The organism is Pseudomonas sp. (assembly GCF_048269965.1).
Lineage (GTDB): Bacteria > Pseudomonadota > Gammaproteobacteria > Pseudomonadales > Pseudomonadaceae > Aquipseudomonas.
This window is the reverse complement of record NZ_JBLWTV010000034.1, coordinates 1-17584: the sequence shown is the minus strand read 5'-3', so window position 1 is coordinate 17584 and position 17584 is coordinate 1. Positions and strand designations below refer to the sequence as shown.

Below are 17584 nucleotides of genomic sequence, written 5' to 3'. Positions count from 1 at the left end.
GAACTCAAAGAGCCATCATCCACCGTTCATGGAGATTCCTTCATGTTCCGCCTTTCGTTGATTGCCCTTTGCTCGTCGGCGCTGCTACTCGGCGGCTGCGCCTCGCAGAACCCCTATGACCAGAGCGCGCCGAGCGCCAACCGCACCGCCACCTATGGTGGTATCGGGGCGTTGGCCGGCGCGGCTGCCGGTGCGCTGATCAACCATGACAACCGCGGCAAGGGCGCCTTGATCGGTGCTGCGGTGGCCGGTGCCGCAGCGGCGGGTTACGGCTATTACGCCGACAAGCAGGAAGAAGAGCTGCGTCGCAGCATGCAGGGCACCGGCGTCGAGGTGCAGCGTCAGGGCGATGTGATTCAGTTGATCATGCCGGGCAACATCACCTTCGCCACCGACTCGGCGCAGATCGCCAGCAGCTTCTATCAGCCGCTGAACAACCTGGCCAATTCCTTCCGCCAGTACAACCAGAACAGTATCGAGGTGGTCGGGCATACCGACAGCACCGGCTCGCATAGCCACAACATGGGGCTGTCGCAGCGGCGTGCGCAAAGCGTGGCCGATTATCTGCTGGCGCAGGGGGTCGACCCCAGCCGCATGAGTACGCGTGGTATGGGGCCGGATCAGCCGGTGGCCAGTAACGCTAGCGTCGAAGGGCGTGCGCAGAATCGACGTGTCGAAGTGACACTGCGACCGCTGCCAGGCGTGCAGTAAGACAGGTATCGGGCTGATCTGCTTTGCGTCGCAGTTCTGATAGCCCCAGGCTGATAAGCTTGGGCGGAACTTCACCGCGCCTTGGCGGCTCGAAGTCTGCGGCATGTCTGCCCGATACCAGAAGAAATCCTAAGGAAAAGTTATGAAGACCAGGCGTAATCTGATCGCAGCCACTGCGCTCATGGCCCTGCTGGCCGGCTGTACCACCAACCCTTACACCGGCGAAAGCCAGGCCGGCAAAGCCGGTATCTATGGGGGGATCGGCGCAGCGACTGGTGCGGTGATCGGTGCTGCGACTTCGAGCAAGAAGGATCGCGCCAAAGGCGCGCTGATCGGTGCGGCTGTCGGTGGCGCCGCCGGTGGCGGTTACGGCTATTACGTCGATACCCAGGAGGCCAAGCTGCGCCAGACCCTGCAGGGCACTGGTGTGCAGGTACAACGCAACGGCGATGATCTGAAACTGATCATGCCGGGCAATATCACCTTCGCCAGCAACTCGGCGGATATCTCCAGCAGCTTCTACCCGACCCTCAATTCGCTGGTGCTGGTGTTCAAGGAGTTCAACAAGAACGGTGTGAACATCGTCGGTCACACCGACAGCACCGGTTCGCAGGCGCTCAATCAGAGCCTGTCGCAGCGTCGCGCTCAGAGCGTGGCCAACTACCTGACCGCCAATGGCGTGCCGGGTCAGCGCATCTCTGCATACGGTGCCGGCCCGAGCCAGCCGATTGCCAGCAACGCTACTGATGCTGGTCGTGCGCAGAACCGTCGTGTCGAGATCAACCTGCGTCCGCTTTAAAGCCTCGCCGCGTTGTAATGAGAGCCTCCCTCCGGGAGGCTTTTTCATGTCGCTGACAGTCACCGCAGCGGACGTTTTCGCTGAGGTGTCAGCAGGCGTTTGCGACCATCTTCGTGACCGCCTGTCGTGTCCCTTCTGGCCAAAGGCCACTCATTCAAAACCTGACTAGACTGCTTGCTGTGGTTCTGTGATGTCCGCGTGCGGATACCCCGTGCGTGTTGGTTGTGGATGACCGAAGGAGCACGAATGGACGACAGAGCTGTCGAGCGGCCGCCCAGGCCATGGACGCCGCTGCTGGTTGCGCTTGGCTTGCTACTGGGCTTGGGTGGCCTGATTTTCTGGCAGTGGAATACTCTGCAGACGCGTGAGGACGAGGACAGTCACCGCCGCTTTCAGCTGGAGGCTCAGGACGTAAGCCAGCGCGTGCTGGCGCGCATGCGCACTTACGAGATGGTCCTGCGCGGCGTATCCGGGCTGATGATAGGCAGTGATCGGGTTTCGCTCGTCGAGTGGGAGCGTGCACTGGATCAGCTGCAGGTTCAGGATCGCTATCCCGGTATTCAGGCCGTGGCCTGGTCACGTTATCTGCTCCCTGAGCAACTGGCTGACTTTGCCGCCGAGGTGGCGGCTGATGGTCGCCCCGACTATCAGATCTTCCCTCCTGGTGAGCGTGAGCATTATCTACCCATCGATTACGTCAGCCCCGTGGATTGGCGCAATCGGCGCGTGCTCGGCTTCGACATGCTCAGCGAAACAGTGCGGCGGACGGCTATCGAGCGCAGTGTCGAGACCGGCGAAGCCAGCCTCAGCGCGCCGCTGATATTGCGTCAGGAGGTCGATGTAGACGTGCAGTCTGGCGTCCTGCTCTACCTGCCGGTGTTTCGCCCGGGTTTACCCGTCAATACCGTCGAACAACGTCGCGCTGCATTGCTGGGCCTGGTGCATGGGGCTTTTCGCAGCCATGACCTGATCGATGGGATTCTTGGCGCTCAGAGCCGTCTGTTCGACATCATCCTGAAAGACCTGCAGGCGGCCGATTTGCAGCTGATCAGTGGCGCAAGCAATGCCAATGGCTGGCAGCCGAAATTTCGCAGCCAGCAGGCGTTATCCCTGTATGGCCGCACCTGGGCGCTGGAGGTGATCGGCACCCCTGAATATGAACGCGGCCTGATCAATCGCAACAGCATGCTCGGTCTGTGGGCGGGGCTGGCCGCGACGCTGCTGCTGTCGATTCTGGTCGGCGGTTTTCTCTATCAGCGTGAGCGCAAGTTGCAGATCAGTGAGCGGGCTGCCGTGGCCCTGCGCGAGCGCGAAGAGCGTTTTCGTCTGTTGGTCGAACGGCTGCCGGTGGCGACCCTGCTCTGTGATGACAGGGGGCGCATCGAAATGGCCAATCGCAGCGCGGCCGAGCTGTTCGACTGCCCGCTCAATGCCTTGCCGGGCGAGACCGTGTTGCGCGTGCTGCCCAATATCGAATCGCCGAAAGACCTGCAGCAGCAGTTGGTCGAGAGTGACGAGCGCATGGTGCGCACCTTACGCGGCGAGTCGATTCCGGTCAGCATCAGCCTCAACCCGCTGCACGAGGGCAGCAGCTACCTGATCAACCTGGTGGACCTGCGTGCACGCAAGGTGGCCGAGGAGCGTTTTCGTCTGGTGGTCGAGGCGTCGCCCAATGCCATCGTGCTGGTCGATGCGCTGGGGCGCATCGCCATGGTCAATCGACAGACCGAGTTGCTGTTCGGTCACGAACGGCAGATGTTGCTCGGTGAACCGGTGGAAATGCTCCTGCCGGCGGCGCAGCGCGGCAGTCATGTGGCGCTGCGCCGCGGTTACCAGGCCATGCCCGAACAGCGGCGCATGGGCGGCAATCGCGAGCTGTTCGGGCAGCACCGTGAAGGTCGCATGATTCCTCTGGAGGTCGGCCTGTCACCCATTCGCAGCGGTGATGAAACCCTGGTGCAGGCGGTGATCATCGATATCAGCGAGCGCAAGGCGGCCGAGCAGAAGCTGCGTGAGCAGGCCGAGCAACTGTTGTTGGCCAACCGCTACAAATCCGAGTTTCTCGCCAACATGTCCCATGAGCTGCGCACGCCGCTCAACAGCATCCTGATTCTCAGCGACCAGCTGCGTCAGAACCTGGCGGGCAATCTCACCGAGAAGCAGAGCAAGCACGCCGATATCGTGCACCGCGCGGGCAGCGATCTGCTGCAACTGATCAACGATGTACTCGACCTGGCCAAGGTCGAGTCGGGGCGCATGCAGCTCAAGCTGGAGCCGATCAACATGCAGGACGTGCTGGTGGAGCTCGATGCCAGCCTGCGGCCGATGGCCGAGCTCAAGGGCTTGCGTCTGCACACTCAGCTGGAGGCCGGTGTGCCGCGCGTCATCCATAGCGACCGCGTGCGCCTGCATCAGATCCTGCGCAATCTGCTGTCCAACGCGCTGAAGTTCACCGATCAGGGTGAGGTCACGCTGAGCGTCAGCAGTCAGGGGCGCCAGGAGGATGAGCGCGAGCTGCTCTGCTTCAGCGTGCGTGATACCGGCATTGGCATCGATGCGGCCCAGCACGAACAGGTATTCCAGGCTTTTCAGCAGATCGACGGTTCTACCAGCCGGCGTTTCGGTGGTACCGGCCTGGGGCTGGCCATCACCCGTCAGCTGGTGCTGGCTCTGGATGGCGATATCAGCCTGCAGAGTGCGCCGGGGCAGGGTTCTACCTTCACCGTCAGGTTGCCGGTGCAGGCGGGCTCGCTCAGTGTCGAAGCGCCGCTCGAGGGGCCGCAGAGAGCCGGTGACGGCCCGCCGCTGCTGATCATCGAGGACGATGCCAATTTCGCTGCGGTGATCGCCGAGGAGGCCCATGCTCACGGCTTCTCCAGCGTGCATTGCCGCACCGGGCTGCAGGCACTGGGGCTGCTGCAGCAGGAGTCGTTCAATGCGGTGATCCTCGACATCCTGCTGCCTGATCTCAGTGGCTGGCAGCTGTTTCGTCGTCTGCGCGCCCAGCCCAGCCATCGGCATACGCCGGTGCACATCATTTCCTGCGTCCCGCAACCGGTGGGGTGGAACGACGATGGCACGCGCTATCTGGTCAAGCCCATCGGTCGTGATGAGCTGGAGCAGGTGTTCATCGAGCTGCAGCACGGCGCGCAACAGGAGCAGGCCTTGTTGTTGGTGGAGGATGTCGAGGTAGAGCGCGAGCACTACCGCGAGCAACTGACGGAGCTGGGCTTTCAGGTCAGCGCCTGCGCCGATGGTGAGCAGGCACGCGAGGCCTATGCACGGGGCCAGTTCTGCGCGCTGGTGATCGATCTCGACTTGCCGGATCAGGACGGTTTTGCCCTGCTCGACAGCCTCAACCAGTTGCGCCCGTTGCAAGGTACGCGGGTGGTGATCAACACCGGTGTGGACGTTACTCAGCAGACCCTGCAACGGCTGCGCCGCTATAGCGCCGTGGTGGTACGCAAGCATGGCGACGACACCGATGCGCTGTGCCAGGCGGTTCAGGGCTTTCTCGTTGACGTGCGGGCGCCGCAGGCGGTCCAAGCGCGGCTCAACCCGTTACAGGGAAAGCGCATCCTGCTGGTGGATGACGACGTGCGTAATGTCTATGCGCTGACCGCGCTGCTGGATGAAGTAGGGCTGCGTGTCAGCTCCGCCAAGGATGGCCTGGAGGCCATCGCCAGTTACCAGCGCGATCCCTTCGATCTGATTCTGATGGACATGGCCATGCCCAACATGGATGGCTACACCGCCACGCGTCTGCTCAAGCAGGAGCATGGTTGCGTGATCCCCATCATCGCGCTCACCGCCCACGCCATGAAGGGCGACCGGGAAAAATGCATCACGGCGGGCGCAGACGATTACATGGCCAAGCCGATCAAGCGTGATGAGCTGCTGGCATTGCTGGAGCGCTGGTTGGCGATGCCGGCCACGCCTTCGTCCGGCGATGGACTACCCTGATGGCAGGAGTGACGGGTGCAAGGGCAGATGGATAGGGGATTGACGATGGCCCAGGCGCAGATCAAGAACGCCGCCGTACCCACCAGGCAGGTTCTGCTGGTGGTGGATGACCGTATGGAAAACCTCGAGGCCATGCAGGCGCTGCTCGAAGATGGCGAGTGGCAGCTGCGCTGTGCCAGCTCCGGTGAGGAGGCTTTGCGCTGCCTGCTCGAGGAGGATGTCGGGCTGGTGCTGCTCGACGTGCAGATGCCGGGCATGGATGGCTTCGAAGTCGCCCGATTGATGCGCGGCAATCCGCGCACGAGGCTGACGCCGATCATCTTCGTGTCCGCCATCGCGCAGACTCACGATGCCGTGTTGCGAGGCTACAGCACTGGCGCCGTGGACTTCATGCTCAAACCGTTCGATCCCACTGTGCTGCGCCACAAGATTCAGAGCCTGCTGGAGCATGAGCACAATCGCTGCGAATTGCAGACGCTTTCCCAGCAGCTCGAACGCGCCAGGGCATTCAATGCCTCGGTGCTGGACAATGCCGCCGAGGGTATTCTGGTGGTCGGTGAGGACGGTCGCATCCAGTTCGCCAACCCAGCCATGGCGCAGATGCTCGATGGCGAGGTAGGCGATCTCGAGGGCGTCGATCTGCTGTCGTTTCTCAAGAATCCAGCCAGCGAAGACGGCTGGCAGCAATCCGAGTTCTACCTGCACTTCAAGCGCGAGGCGACCTACCGCGTGCATGAAGCGATCATGCGCACGCTCAAGGGCGGCTGCCTGCCAGTGGCGTTGTCCTGCTCGCCACTGCCGCGTCCGCAACGCGCCATGGTATTGATCGCCCTGGACATGTCGGTGGTGCGCAATCTGCACGCGCAGCTGGAGTCGCAAGCGGTCACTGACGCGCTGACCGGCCTGCTCAATCGCCGTGGCTTTCATCTGGCGCTGCAATCGGCGCTGGCACGTATCGAGCGCAGCGGCCAGCGGGTTGCGGTGCTGTACCTGGACCTGGACGGTTTCAAGCGCATCAATGACTCGCTGGGCCATGATGTCGGCGATCAGCTGCTGCGTCGTGTTGGTGAGCAGCTCAAGGCCTGCTTGCGCCCCTATGACAGTCTGGCACGCATCGGCGGTGACGAGTTCACTGCGCTACTGGACAACCTCGGCCATCCCGAGGATGCAGCCAAGGTCGCTGAGAAGCTGATCGAACTGGTCTCGGTGCGGCACACCCTCGATGGTGTGGATTTCACCCTCGGCGCCAGCGTCGGCATCGCCTGCTTTCCCGAGTGTGGGCAGAGTGTCGAGGGCCTGCTGCGCTCCGCCGACATGGCAATGTACGAAGCCAAGCGCGCCGGGCGCCAGCAGTATCGCTTCTTCTCTCCAGAAATGAATGGTCGCGCGCGTTCACGACTGATGCTCGAAGAGAGCCTGCGCCACGCCATCGAGAACGACGACTTCGTGCTGGTCTATCAGCCGCAGTTCCATCTGGATAGCGGGCGCCTGCGCGGCTTCGAGGCCTTGCTGCGCTGGCAGCACCGCGTTGCAGGCACTGTCGCACCGAACGTGTTCATTCCACTGCTCGAAGAAACCCGCCTGATCAATCGTCTTGGCCAATGGATCTTTCGTGAGGGCGCCCGGCAGTTGGCGGACTTCAAGCAGCAGTTCGGTGAGGACATGGTGCTCAGTCTCAATGTCAGCCCGGTGCAGTTCGGCATGCCACAACTGGTGACGGACCTGCAGCGCGTACTCGATCTCCATGGTCTCAAGCCCAGCCAACTGGAGGTGGAAGTAACCGAGAGTGCGCTGATGCAGGATCTGGAGCTGACCCAGGCGCAGTTGCGTCAACTGCGTGAGCTGGGGGTGAAGATCGCCATCGATGACTTTGGCACCGGTTACTCGTCACTGGCGTATCTACGGCATTTCGAGCTGGACACGCTGAAGATCGATCGCCTGTTCATCTCCAACATGCTCGACTCACCGCGTGACGCTGCGGTGGTCAGCACCATCATCGATCTGGGCCATCACCTGGGGCTGGAGGTCATCGCCGAGGGCGTCGAAACCCAGGAGCAGCGCGAGTGGCTGACGCAACACCATTGCAGCATCATGCAAGGATTTCTGGTGGCGCCGGGTGTGCCGGCCAGCACCGCGATGCAGATGCCGGCGCAGCTGGACTGGAGCAAGTTGCCCCTGCCTCGCGCGGACTGATGCGCCAGGCGCGCTTCAGGCTTGCTGGTGCAGGCTGGCGAGTTCAGCGTCCTTCTCTTCCCACAGGCGATTGACCCACTGCTGGAAGGCCAGACGGTAGTCATCGTCCTGATCGTAATTGCGGCCGATGAATTCGCGCGGAATCTCGACCTGTTTGAAAAACACCTGCACGGCATCCAGGCGGCCACAGAGCAGGTCCCAGAAGCCTGGCACACCATGTGGGTAATGAATGGTGACGTTGACGATGGCGTGCAGTTGCTCACCCATCGCGTCGAGCACGAAGGCGATGCCGCCCGCCTTGGGCTTGAGCAGGTACTTGAAAGGCGACTGCTGCTGCGCATGCTTGGCCGGGGTCAGGCGGGTGCCCTCGAGGAAGTTGAAGACCGCCACGGGGTTGGTCTTGTAACGCGCACAGGCCTTGCGCGTGGTGGCCAGGTCCTGGCCGCGCTTTTCCGGGTACTTGGCCAGGTACTCCTTGCTGAAGCGCTTCATGAAGGGAAACTCCAGCGCCCACCAGCACAGGCCGATCACCGGCACCCAGATCAACTCCTGCTTGAGGAAGAATTTCAGCAGCGGCATGCGCTGGTTGAGCAGGTACTGCAGCACCAGAATGTCTACCCAGCTCTGGTGGTTGCTGGTCACCAGATAGGAGTGACGGGTATCGAAGCGTTCCAGGCCCTGAACCTTCCATTCGATATGGCCAACCAGACGCATCCAGAATTTGTTGATGCCGATCCAGCTTTCGGCGATGCCATGCATGACGAAGCGCAGCGCGCGCTGGATCGGCGCGAACGGCAGCAGCAACTTGAGCAGGGCGACGAAGAACAGCGGCCAGCACCAGAACAGGGTGTTCAGAGCCAGCAGCAGGCTCGCGATCAGGCCGCGCAGTGGCGCGGGAAGAAAGTGCAGCATCGGGCGAACGCCTCCATAAGCAGGCCGCACGCCCGGCGGGCAGCCTGGAAAGGGGCTTTCTCTGCGCCCCGTATCAGTCGAAAGAGCTGCGGCGTTCCGTGCAGCGAGCTGGTTCGGCGCCAAGGGTAACGGTTGTGCACTGACCTGCAAGTGCCAGTGTTGACTCATGGGTTTCGAAGTTCGTAGGGTGCGCCGCGCGCACCGGCTGTTGTGGCCGGCACGCACCCCGTTTTCCATGGTGCGCACGGCGCACCCTACGGCCTCTAGTTCGGCAGATCGGCCGCCTGAATGGCCGTCAGCGCGATGGTGTAGACGATGTCGTCGACCAGCGCACCGCGCGACAGGTCGTTCACCGGTTTGCGCAGACCCTGCAGCATCGGTCCGACGCTGATGCAGTCGGCGCTGCGCTGCACCGCCTTGTAGGTGGTATTGCCGGTGTTCAGGTCGGGGAACACGAAGACCGTGGCGCGGCCGGCCACCGGACTGTTCGGCGCTTTCTGCCGACCGACGCTCTCGATGGCTGCGGCGTCGTATTGCAGCGGGCCATCGAGCAGCAGGTCGGGGCGTTTCTCGCGAGCCAGGCGGGTGGCAGCCCGTACCTTTTCCACCTCCTCGCCGCTGCCGGAATCACCCGTGGAGTAGCTGAGCATGGCCACGCGCGGCGGAATGCCGAAGGCCTGCGCCGAAGCAGCGCTCTGCAGGGCGATCTCCGCCAACTGCTCGGCGTTGGGGTCAGGGTTCACCGCGCAGTCGCCGTAGACCAGCACCTGATCCGGCAGCAGCATGAAGAACACCGAGGACACCAGGTTGTAACCCGGCGCAGTCTTGATCAGCTGCAGCGCCGGGCGAATGGTGTTGGCGGTGGTGTGGATGGCGCCGGAAACCAGACCGTCCACCTCGTCCAGCGCCAGCATCATGGTGCCGAGCACCACGGTGTCCTCCAGTTGCGCCTCGGCCATCGGCGCGTTGAGGCCCTTGCCCTTGCGCAGCTCGACCATCGGCTCGATGTAGCGACCACGAATCAGATCCGGGTCGAGAATCTCCAGGCCTTCCGGCAGCTCGATACCCTGCGCGCGGGCCACTGCATGCACGTCTTCCGGCTTGGCCAGCAACACGCAGCGGGCGATGCCGCGCGCCTGGCAGATGGCGGCTGCCTGCACCGTGCGAGGCTCGCTGCCCTCGGGCAGGACGATGCGCTTGGCGGCGGCCTTGGCTCGTTGCACCAGTTGGTAGCGGAAGGCCGGGGGCGACAGGCGCAGCTCGCGCGGAGTGCCGCAGCGGGCGCTCAACCAGTCATGATCGATATGCCCGGCAACGAAGTCGGAGACCTTCTCCGCACGCTCGCGGTCATCCAGGGGGATTTCCTTGTTCAGGCGGTTGAGGTTGGTGGCGGTATCGTAGGAGCCCGTGCCCACGGTCATCACCGGCAGACCGCTGGCCAGGGCGCCCTGGCACAGTTCCATGATGCGTGGGTCGGGGGCGAAATCGCTGCACAGCAGCAGGCCGGCCAGCGGCACGCCATTCATCGCCGCCAGGCTGGCAGAGAGGATGATGTCGTCGCGATCACCTGGCGTCACCACCAGGGTGCCGGGCTTGAGCAACTGCACGCTATTGGCCACGGCGCGGGCGCAGAGCACGATCTTCAGCATGCGTCGTTGCTCGTAATCGCCAGCGTTGAGGATGCGCGCACCGAGCAGTTCGGCGATGTCCTTGGTGCGCGGCGCGTTCAGTTCGTCCTGCCAGGGAATGCAGCCGAGCAGGCGGAAGTCCTGGCTCTTGAGCAGTGGTGAGAGTTCCAGCAGGCGCTCGGCAAAGGCGGTGATGCCATCTTCGCTGCGCACCTTGTTGAGAATCACGCCGAGCACCTTCGGGTCCTTCGGCCCGCCGAACAGCTGCGCCTGGATTTCGATGCGGTCGGACAGTTCGGTGAGGTTCTCGTCTTCCGGGGCGCTGACCAGGATCACGTCGGCGTCCAGGCTCTTGGCCAGGTGGAAGTTCACTCGCGCGGCGTAGCTGGCGTGGCGCGTCGGCACCATGCCTTCGACGATGACCACGTCCTTGTCGACTGCCGCCTGCTGATAGAGGCTGATGATCTCCTCCAGCAGTTCATCCAGCTGGCCGTCGCCGAGCATGCGCTCGACGTGGCTGAGCGGCAGCGGCTTGGGCGAGTTCAGGCCGTGGGTGCGGGCGATCAGCTCGCTGGAGCGTTCCGGGCCGAGGTCGCCGGTATGCGGTTGGGCGATGGGCTTGAAGAAACCGACCTTGAGGCCGCTGCGTTCGAGGGCTCCGACCAGGCCGAGGCTGATGGAGGTGAGGCCGACACCGAAACCGGTGGGGGCGATGAAGAAGGTATGCATGGAAAAGCCTCAGTCGAGCAGGGCAAGGGTTTCGAGGGCGATCTGCCGCTCTTCATTGGTGGGTACCACCAGCACGCGCGGATGGCCGTCTGCGTGAATGGCTCCGGCGACGCCGCGCACGCAGCGGGCGTTGGCCTGGGCATCCAGCTGCAGCCCGAGCAGGCTGAGGTGATCCACGGTCTTGCTGCGGATCAGCGTCGAGTTCTCGCCGATGCCGCCGGTGAAGATCAGGCCATCGAGACGGCGCAGTGCGCAGCTCATCGCCGCCAGTGATTTGGCCAGGCGATAGCAGAACACCTCGATGGCCAGGGTAGCGCCGGCATGGCCCCGCTCGCGGGCCTGCTCCAGCGTGCGCATGTCGTTGGACAGACCGGACAGGCCGAGCAGGCCGCTGTCCTTGTTGAGCATGCTGTCGATCCGCTCCAGGCTCCAGCCCAGGGTGCGTGCCAGGTGGCCGTGCAGGTTGGGGTCGACATCGCCGCTGCGTGTGCCCATTACCAGGCCCTCCAGCGGCGTCAGGCCCATGCTGGTGTCGCGGCTGTGGCCGTTTTCCACGGCGCAGGTGGAGCTGCCATTGCCAAGGTGCGCCACCAGCCAGCTGCTGGCGTCGAATGCCAGGTCGCTCATCTGCGCGGCCTGGCGGCTGACATAGTGGTGACTGGTGCCGTGGAAGCCATAGCGGCGCACGCCGTGCTCGGCGTAGAGCGCCTGCGGTACGGCGTAGCGGTAGGCGTGCTCGGGCAGGCTTTGGTGAAAGGCGGTATCGAATACCGCCACCTGGATCAGGTCCGGGAACAGTTTCATCGCCGCCTCGATGCCCTGCAGATTGGCCGGGTTATGCAGGGGGGCCAGCGGCGCGACCTGGCGGATGGCCTGCAGGCTGGCCGCGTCCAGGCGAGAGGCACCGGAGAAATGCTCGCCGCCATGCACCACTCGGTGGCCGATGCCGTGCAGCTCGCCGGCTGCGGCCTGCTGTACGACCGGGAGAAGATGAGACAGGGCCAGACGGTGGTCGGCGCCCGGCAGGACCAGGCTGTCCTTTTGTTCGCCCTGTTGCCAGTGCAACACTGCCTCGGGGCTGCCAAGACGCTCGGCCAGGCCGCTGAGCATGAAGGTTTCCTGCGTTTCGTTGACCAGTGCGAACTTGATCGACGAGCTGCCGCAGTTGATCACCAGAATGTTGCGTGCAGACATTTAAGCTTCCTTGGATTCATCGTGCGACCGATCCATGGCGCACCAGCCACACGGGAAGAGGCTCCCCAGCTTGAGCTGGCGCTGTTCGGGATCGAGTACCCAGGGCCGATTCTGCCAGGGTGGTCGGTGGCGTACATGCTGAGTATGGCCACAAGACAAGACTGCCACCCAGTCGCCGTGATCATCCTGACGAAAATCAACGATACGCACGGCCCGTTTGTCCGGGCTCGGGTCGCAATCCAGGCTGCCGTTGGTTAAACTTGCCCGTTCATTTATCTTTCGCAAAAGGTCTCCCCATGCTGATCGCCGCCAACAAGGCCGTCTCCATCGACTATACCCTGACCAACGATGCCGGTGAGGTGATCGACAGCTCTGCTGGCGGCGCGCCGCTGGTGTATCTGCATGGTGCCGGCAACATCATCGCCGGTCTCGAGAAGGCCCTGGTTGGCAAGCAGGTTGGTGATGAGCTGGACGTTTCCGTCGAGCCGGAAGAAGCCTACGGCGAATACAGCGCCGAGCTGGTCGCAACGCTGAGCCGCGCCATGTTCGAAGGCGTAGACACCCTGGAAGTGGGCATGCAGTTCCATGCTTCGGGCCCGGACGGCAGCATGCAGATCGTTACCATCCGCGATATCGACGGCGACGACGTGACTGTCGACGGCAATCACCCGCTGGCTGGTCAGCGCCTGAACTTCAAGGTCAAGGTCGTAGGCGTGCGTGACGCCAGTGAAGAAGAAGTGGCTCATGGTCATATCCATGGCGAAGGTGGTCACCACCACTAACAGACGGTTAAAAAACTACCTGCGTTGGCAATGCTGCGTTAAAAACAGCCTCAAAATGCTCATTTACAGCACGTAAACTGCGCTTTTTCGGCCGTTTTTGCCTTGTCTTACCTGCCTCGCCTACGTTTTTTAACGGTCTGTTGAGTCGCCTGTCAGGCGACTTGCGGTCGTTCCGAGTGGATCAACCGCTGCTAAGCTCAAACTTGCGATAAAGGCGCCTCAGGGCGCCTTTTTCATGCATGTCGGCGTGCTCATTCGCAGCCGCCTTGATGATTTACGGGGCCTTGCGCCCGCTGCACTGAATTCGCTGAGGAAGTTCGTCATGAGTGCCTTTCACGATCTCAATCTGCGTGCGCTGGACGGCCAGGAACTGCCGTTGGCGCCCTACAAGGGCCAGGTGGTGCTGGTGGTCAACGTGGCCTCCAAGTGCGGCCTGACGCCTCAATACGCCGGGCTGGAAAAGCTCTATCAGCAGTACAAGGGCAATGGTTTCACCGTGCTGGGCGTACCCTGCAACCAGTTCGCCGGCCAGGAGCCCGGCAGCGAAGCGGAAATTCGCGATTTCTGCACCCTCAACTACGGCGTCAGCTTTCCGCTGGGCAGCAAAATGGAGGTCAACGGCCCCGCGCGTCACCCGCTCTATCGCCTGCTGGCCGGTGAGGGCGCCGAGTTTCCGGGTGATATCACCTGGAATTTCGAGAAGTTTCTGGTCGGTCAGGACGGCCGTGTGCTGGCGCGTTTCTCACCGCGTACCACGCCGGACGATCCGACGTTGATCCAGGCCATCGAGAAAGCCCTGGGCCTCTGAAATAGCGACACCTGCGCTCTCTACCCCGGGCGCAGGTGAGGCTAATCGGCCAAACCCGCGGCCATTTCCCCTCGCGCTCTTGTTCGCATCGTCATCCGGTTGCTTAATCGGCCGACATGCCGAGGAGTGCCCCATGACCAGCTTTCCCAACGAGCAACTGCCTGCCATGGCCTCTGCGGCCGAGCTGCGCGCACTGATCGAAAGCCGCCGCGCAGTGCGTCGCTTCACCCCCGAGCCGGTGCCGGAGGCGGTGATCCGCGATTGCCTGGAGCTGGCCGTGCTGGCGCCAAATTCCTGCAACCTGCAGCCCTGGAGTTTCCAGGTGATTCGCGATGCGGCGCTGCTGGCGCAGTTGCACCCGGTATGCATGAGCCAGAACGCCGCCCGCGCGCCGCTGATCATCGCCGTGCTGGCGCGCCCGGACACCTGGCGTCAGGCCTGTCGCAACGTCATCGATTACTGGCCAGAGGCCGAGGTACCGGCGCGCATCCGTAGCTTCTACAGCAAGACGGCGCCCTTTCAGTACAACCAGGGGCCGCTGGGCTTGCTGGGGTTGTTCAAGCGTCAGCTGGTGCGCCTGATGGGCATGCGCAAGCCACTGATGCGCAAGCCCAACAGCAAGGCCGACATGCGCCTGTGGGCGGTGAAGTCCACCGCGCTGGCGGCGCAGAACCTGATGCTGGCCTTTCAGAGCCACGGATATGCCACCTGTCCGATGGAAGGTTTCGACGAGGTGCGTCTGCGCCGGGTACTGGATATCCCGCGCCAGGCCATCCCCATCATGCTGCTGGCCGTCGGGCGGCAGGGCGAGAAGGGCGTGTACAATCCGCGTCTGCGCTTTCCACTGGAGCAGCAGGTGATCTGGCGCTGATCTGGATCAAGTTGTCACGTCTTGAATACGGCGTAATCGTCCTTATCTAGTCTTCATCTCGGCGGGCTTCTACGGACGCCTCTAAAAACTACCTGCGTTGTCATTACTGCGTTAAAAACAAGCTCAAAATGCTCATTTACAGCTCGTAAATTCCGCTTTTTCGCTTGTTTTTGCCTTGTACTGACTGCCTCGCCTACGTTTTTAGAAGCGCCCTTTTTTCGGGGATGTTGTCCCGGCTCGCCACTCTGGAGGAAGGACATTTATGCGTATCGATCGTTTGACCAGCAAGCTGCAACTTGCACTCTCCGACGCCCAATCCCTGGCGGTGGGCATGGACCACGCCGCCATCGAGCCGCTGCACCTGATGCAGGCGCTGCTCGAGCAACAGGGTGGTTCGATCAAGCCGCTGCTGATGCAGGTCGGCTTCGACATCAACAGTCTGCGGCAAGCCCTGACCCGAGAAATGGATCAGCTCGGTAAACTGCAGAACCCCACCGGCGACATCAACCTGTCGCAGGATCTGGCGCGTCTGCTCAACCAGGCCGACCGCCTGTCACAACAACGCGGTGACCAGTTCATTTCCAGCGAGCTGGTGCTGCTCGCGGCGATGGACGAGAACACCCGGCTGGGCAAGCTGCTGCTCGGCCAGGGCGTGTCGAAGAAGGCCCTGGAAAACGCCATCGCCAACCTGCGCGGCGGCCAGGCGGTCAACGACCCCAACGTCGAGGAGTCGCGCCAGGCGCTGGACAAGTACACCGTCGACCTGACCAAGCGCGCCGAGGAGGGCAAGCTCGACCCGGTGATCGGTCGTGACGACGAGATTCGTCGCACCATCCAGGTGCTGCAGCGCCGTACCAAGAACAATCCGGTACTGATCGGCGAGCCCGGCGTGGGCAAGACGGCCATCGCCGAGGGCCTGGCCCAGCGCATCATCAATGGCGAAGTACCCGATGGCCTGAAAGACAAGCGCCTGCTGTCGCTGGACATGGGCTCGCTGATCGCCGGCGCCAAGTTCCGTGGCGAGTTCGAGGAGCGTCTGAAAGCCGTGCTCAACGAGCTCTCCAAGCAGGAAGGGCGCATCATTCTGTTCATCGACGAGCTGCACACCATGGTCGGTGCCGGCAAGGCCGAAGGCGCCATGGACGCCGGCAACATGCTCAAACCGGCTCTGGCCCGTGGTGAGCTGCACTGCGTCGGTGCCACCACGCTGGATGAGTACCGCCAGTTCATCGAGAAGGACGCCGCGCTGGAGCGCCGCTTCCAGAAGGTGCTGGTGGACGAGCCGAGCGAGGAAGACACCATCGCCATCCTGCGTGGCCTGAAGGAGCGCTACGAGGTGCACCACGGCGTGACCATCACCGACGGCGCGATCATCGCCGCAGCCAAGCTCAGTCATCGCTACATCACCGACCGTCAGCTGCCGGACAAGGCCATCGACCTGATCGACGAGGCTGCCAGCCGTATCCGCATGGAGATCGACTCCAAGCCCGAGGAGCTGGATCGCCTGGATCGTCGCCTGATCCAGTTGAAGATCGAGCGCGAAGCGCTGAAGAAGGAAGACGACGAGGCGACCAAGAAGCGTCTGGTCAAGCTGGAAGAAGATATCGCCAAGCTGGAGAAGGAATACGCCGACCTGGAGGAAATCTGGAAGTCGGAGAAAGCCGAGGTGCAAGGTTCGGCGCAGATCCAGCAACGCATCGAGCAGGCCAAGACCGAGCTCGAAGCCGCGCGGCGCAAGGGCGACCTCAACCGCATGGCGGAGCTGCAGTACGGCATCATTCCCGATCTGGAGCGCAGCCTGCAGATGGTCGATCAGCACGGCAAGAGCGAGAACCAGCTGCTGCGCAACAAGGTCACCGATGAGGAGATCGCCGAAGTCGTGTCCAAGTGGACCGGTATTCCGGTGAGCAAGATGCTCGAAGGCGAGCGCGAAAAGTTGTTGAAAATGGAAGGTCTGCTGCACCAGCGTGTGATCGGCCAGGACGAAGCGGTGGTCGCAGTTGCCAACGCCGTGCGCCGCTCGCGTGCCGGCCTGGCCGACCCGAACCGGCCGAGCGGCTCGTTCCTCTTCCTCGGCCCGACCGGGGTGGGCAAGACCGAGCTGTGCAAGGCGCTGGCCGAGTTCCTCTTCGACACCGAGGAGGCGCTGGTGCGTATCGACATGTCCGAGTTCATGGAGAAGCACAGCGTCGCCCGTCTGATCGGCGCGCCGCCCGGCTATGTCGGCTACGAAGAGGGTGGCTACCTGACCGAGGCGGTGCGCCGCAAGCCGTATTCCGTGGTGCTGATGGATGAAGTCGAAAAGGCTCACCCGGACGTGTTCAACGTGCTGCTGCAGGTGCTGGAAGATGGTCGCCTCACCGATAGCCATGGGCGCACCGTGGACTTCAAGAACACGGTGATCGTGATGACCTCCAACCTCGGCTCGGCGCAGATCCAGGAGTTGGTCGGCGACAAGGAAGCGCAGCGCGCGGCGGTGATGGATGCGGTGAGCAGCCACTTCCGCCCCGAGTTCATCAACCGCATCGACGAAGTGGTGGTGTTCGAACCGCTGGGCCGCGAGCAGATCGCTGGTATCGCCGAGATCCAGCTAGGACGTTTGCGTGGTCGTCTGGCCGAGCGTGAGCTGAGCCTGGAGCTGACGCCGGAGGCGCTCGACAAGCTGATCGCCGTCGGTTACGACCCGGTGTACGGCGCCCGCCCGCTCAAGCGTGCGATCCAGCGCTGGATCGAGAACCCGCTGGCGCAACAGATACTCTCCGGCGATTTCGCCCCGGGAGCTGTTGTGCATGCCAAGGTCGACGGCGAGGAGATCGTCTTCGCCTGATCGGTTGCTGCGTAAACGACAAGGCCCGCCAAATTGGCGGGCCTTTGCTTTTGTATCCCGGATGTAATCCGGGAAGTCGGCGTCAGGTGGTCCCGGATTGCATCCGGGCTTGTATGTTCGTCAGGCACTCTAAAGTGGAAGAGGTAAGCCAAAAGAGTGCCGAGGCG

At 62.9% G+C, this 17584-nt stretch carries 12 protein-coding genes; 8 read left to right on the top strand and 4 right to left on the bottom strand.

Features of this window, described 5'->3' with window-relative positions; translation table 11 throughout:
* The first annotated feature begins 42 nt into the window (after positions 1–42).
* The 4 genes from ACN0X6_RS23715 to ACN0X6_RS23700 all read left to right on the top strand — a co-directional run bounded on the left by ACN0X6_RS23715 (position 43) and on the right by ACN0X6_RS23700 (position 7666).
* Positions 43–711, top strand: coding sequence for an OmpA family protein (locus ACN0X6_RS23715; RefSeq protein ID WP_417707706.1), 669 nt, complete (start codon positions 43–45; stop codon positions 709–711).
* Positions 712–853: 142 nt separating this feature from the next.
* Positions 854–1510, top strand: a complete 657-nt coding sequence (locus ACN0X6_RS23710) for an OmpA family protein (RefSeq protein ID WP_196473570.1) — start codon at positions 854–856, stop codon at positions 1508–1510.
* A 246-nt stretch (positions 1511–1756) separates the two neighbouring features.
* Positions 1757–5473 carry a response regulator gene (locus ACN0X6_RS23705; RefSeq protein ID WP_417707704.1) on the top strand — a complete coding sequence of 1239 codons (3717 nt, stop codon included), beginning with the start codon at positions 1757–1759 and terminating at the stop codon, positions 5471–5473.
* 45 nt (positions 5474–5518) lie between these two features.
* Positions 5519–7666, top strand: a complete 2148-nt coding sequence (locus ACN0X6_RS23700) for a putative bifunctional diguanylate cyclase/phosphodiesterase (protein ID WP_417707725.1) — start codon at positions 5519–5521, stop codon at positions 7664–7666.
* A gap of 15 nt (positions 7667–7681) precedes the next feature.
* Here ACN0X6_RS23700 and ACN0X6_RS23695 read toward each other — a convergent pair whose 3' ends face one another.
* From ACN0X6_RS23695 to ACN0X6_RS23680, 4 genes are all read right to left on the bottom strand, one after another.
* On the bottom strand, positions 7682–8578 hold the full coding sequence (locus tag ACN0X6_RS23695) for an acyltransferase (protein ID WP_417707702.1): 897 nt from the start codon (positions 8576–8578) through the stop codon (positions 7682–7684).
* A gap of 263 nt (positions 8579–8841) precedes the next feature.
* Positions 8842–10935: a phosphate acetyltransferase gene (gene pta, locus ACN0X6_RS23690; RefSeq protein ID WP_417707701.1), complete on the bottom strand. Its 2094-nt coding sequence runs from the start codon at positions 10933–10935 to the stop codon at positions 8842–8844.
* A gap of 9 nt (positions 10936–10944) precedes the next feature.
* A complete protein-coding gene (locus ACN0X6_RS23685; protein ID WP_417707699.1) occupies positions 10945–12129 on the bottom strand; it encodes an acetate kinase in 1185 nt (394 codons plus the stop codon).
* Positions 12130–12297: a DUF3565 domain-containing protein gene (locus ACN0X6_RS23680; protein WP_417707723.1), complete on the bottom strand. Its 168-nt coding sequence runs from the start codon at positions 12295–12297 to the stop codon at positions 12130–12132.
* Between the two features lie 128 nt (positions 12298–12425).
* On the opposite strand from ACN0X6_RS23680, the gene ACN0X6_RS23675 reads away from it, so the two are divergent.
* The 4 genes from ACN0X6_RS23675 (at position 12426) to clpB (ending at position 17417) form a co-directional block, all read left to right on the top strand.
* Positions 12426–12911 carry an FKBP-type peptidyl-prolyl cis-trans isomerase gene (locus tag ACN0X6_RS23675; RefSeq protein ID WP_417707697.1) on the top strand — a complete coding sequence of 162 codons (486 nt, stop codon included), beginning with the start codon at positions 12426–12428 and terminating at the stop codon, positions 12909–12911.
* Between the two features lie 322 nt (positions 12912–13233).
* Positions 13234–13719 carry a glutathione peroxidase gene (locus ACN0X6_RS23670; RefSeq protein WP_417707695.1) on the top strand — a complete coding sequence of 162 codons (486 nt, stop codon included), beginning with the start codon at positions 13234–13236 and terminating at the stop codon, positions 13717–13719.
* Between the two features lie 133 nt (positions 13720–13852).
* Entirely contained in the window at positions 13853–14590 is a 738-nt protein-coding gene (locus ACN0X6_RS23665) for a nitroreductase family protein (protein WP_417707693.1), read from the top strand.
* Positions 14591–14852: 262 nt separating this feature from the next.
* Positions 14853–17417, top strand: a complete 2565-nt coding sequence (clpB, locus tag ACN0X6_RS23660; RefSeq protein ID WP_417707692.1) for an ATP-dependent chaperone ClpB — start codon at positions 14853–14855, stop codon at positions 17415–17417.
* The last annotated feature ends 167 nt before the right edge of the window (positions 17418–17584 follow it).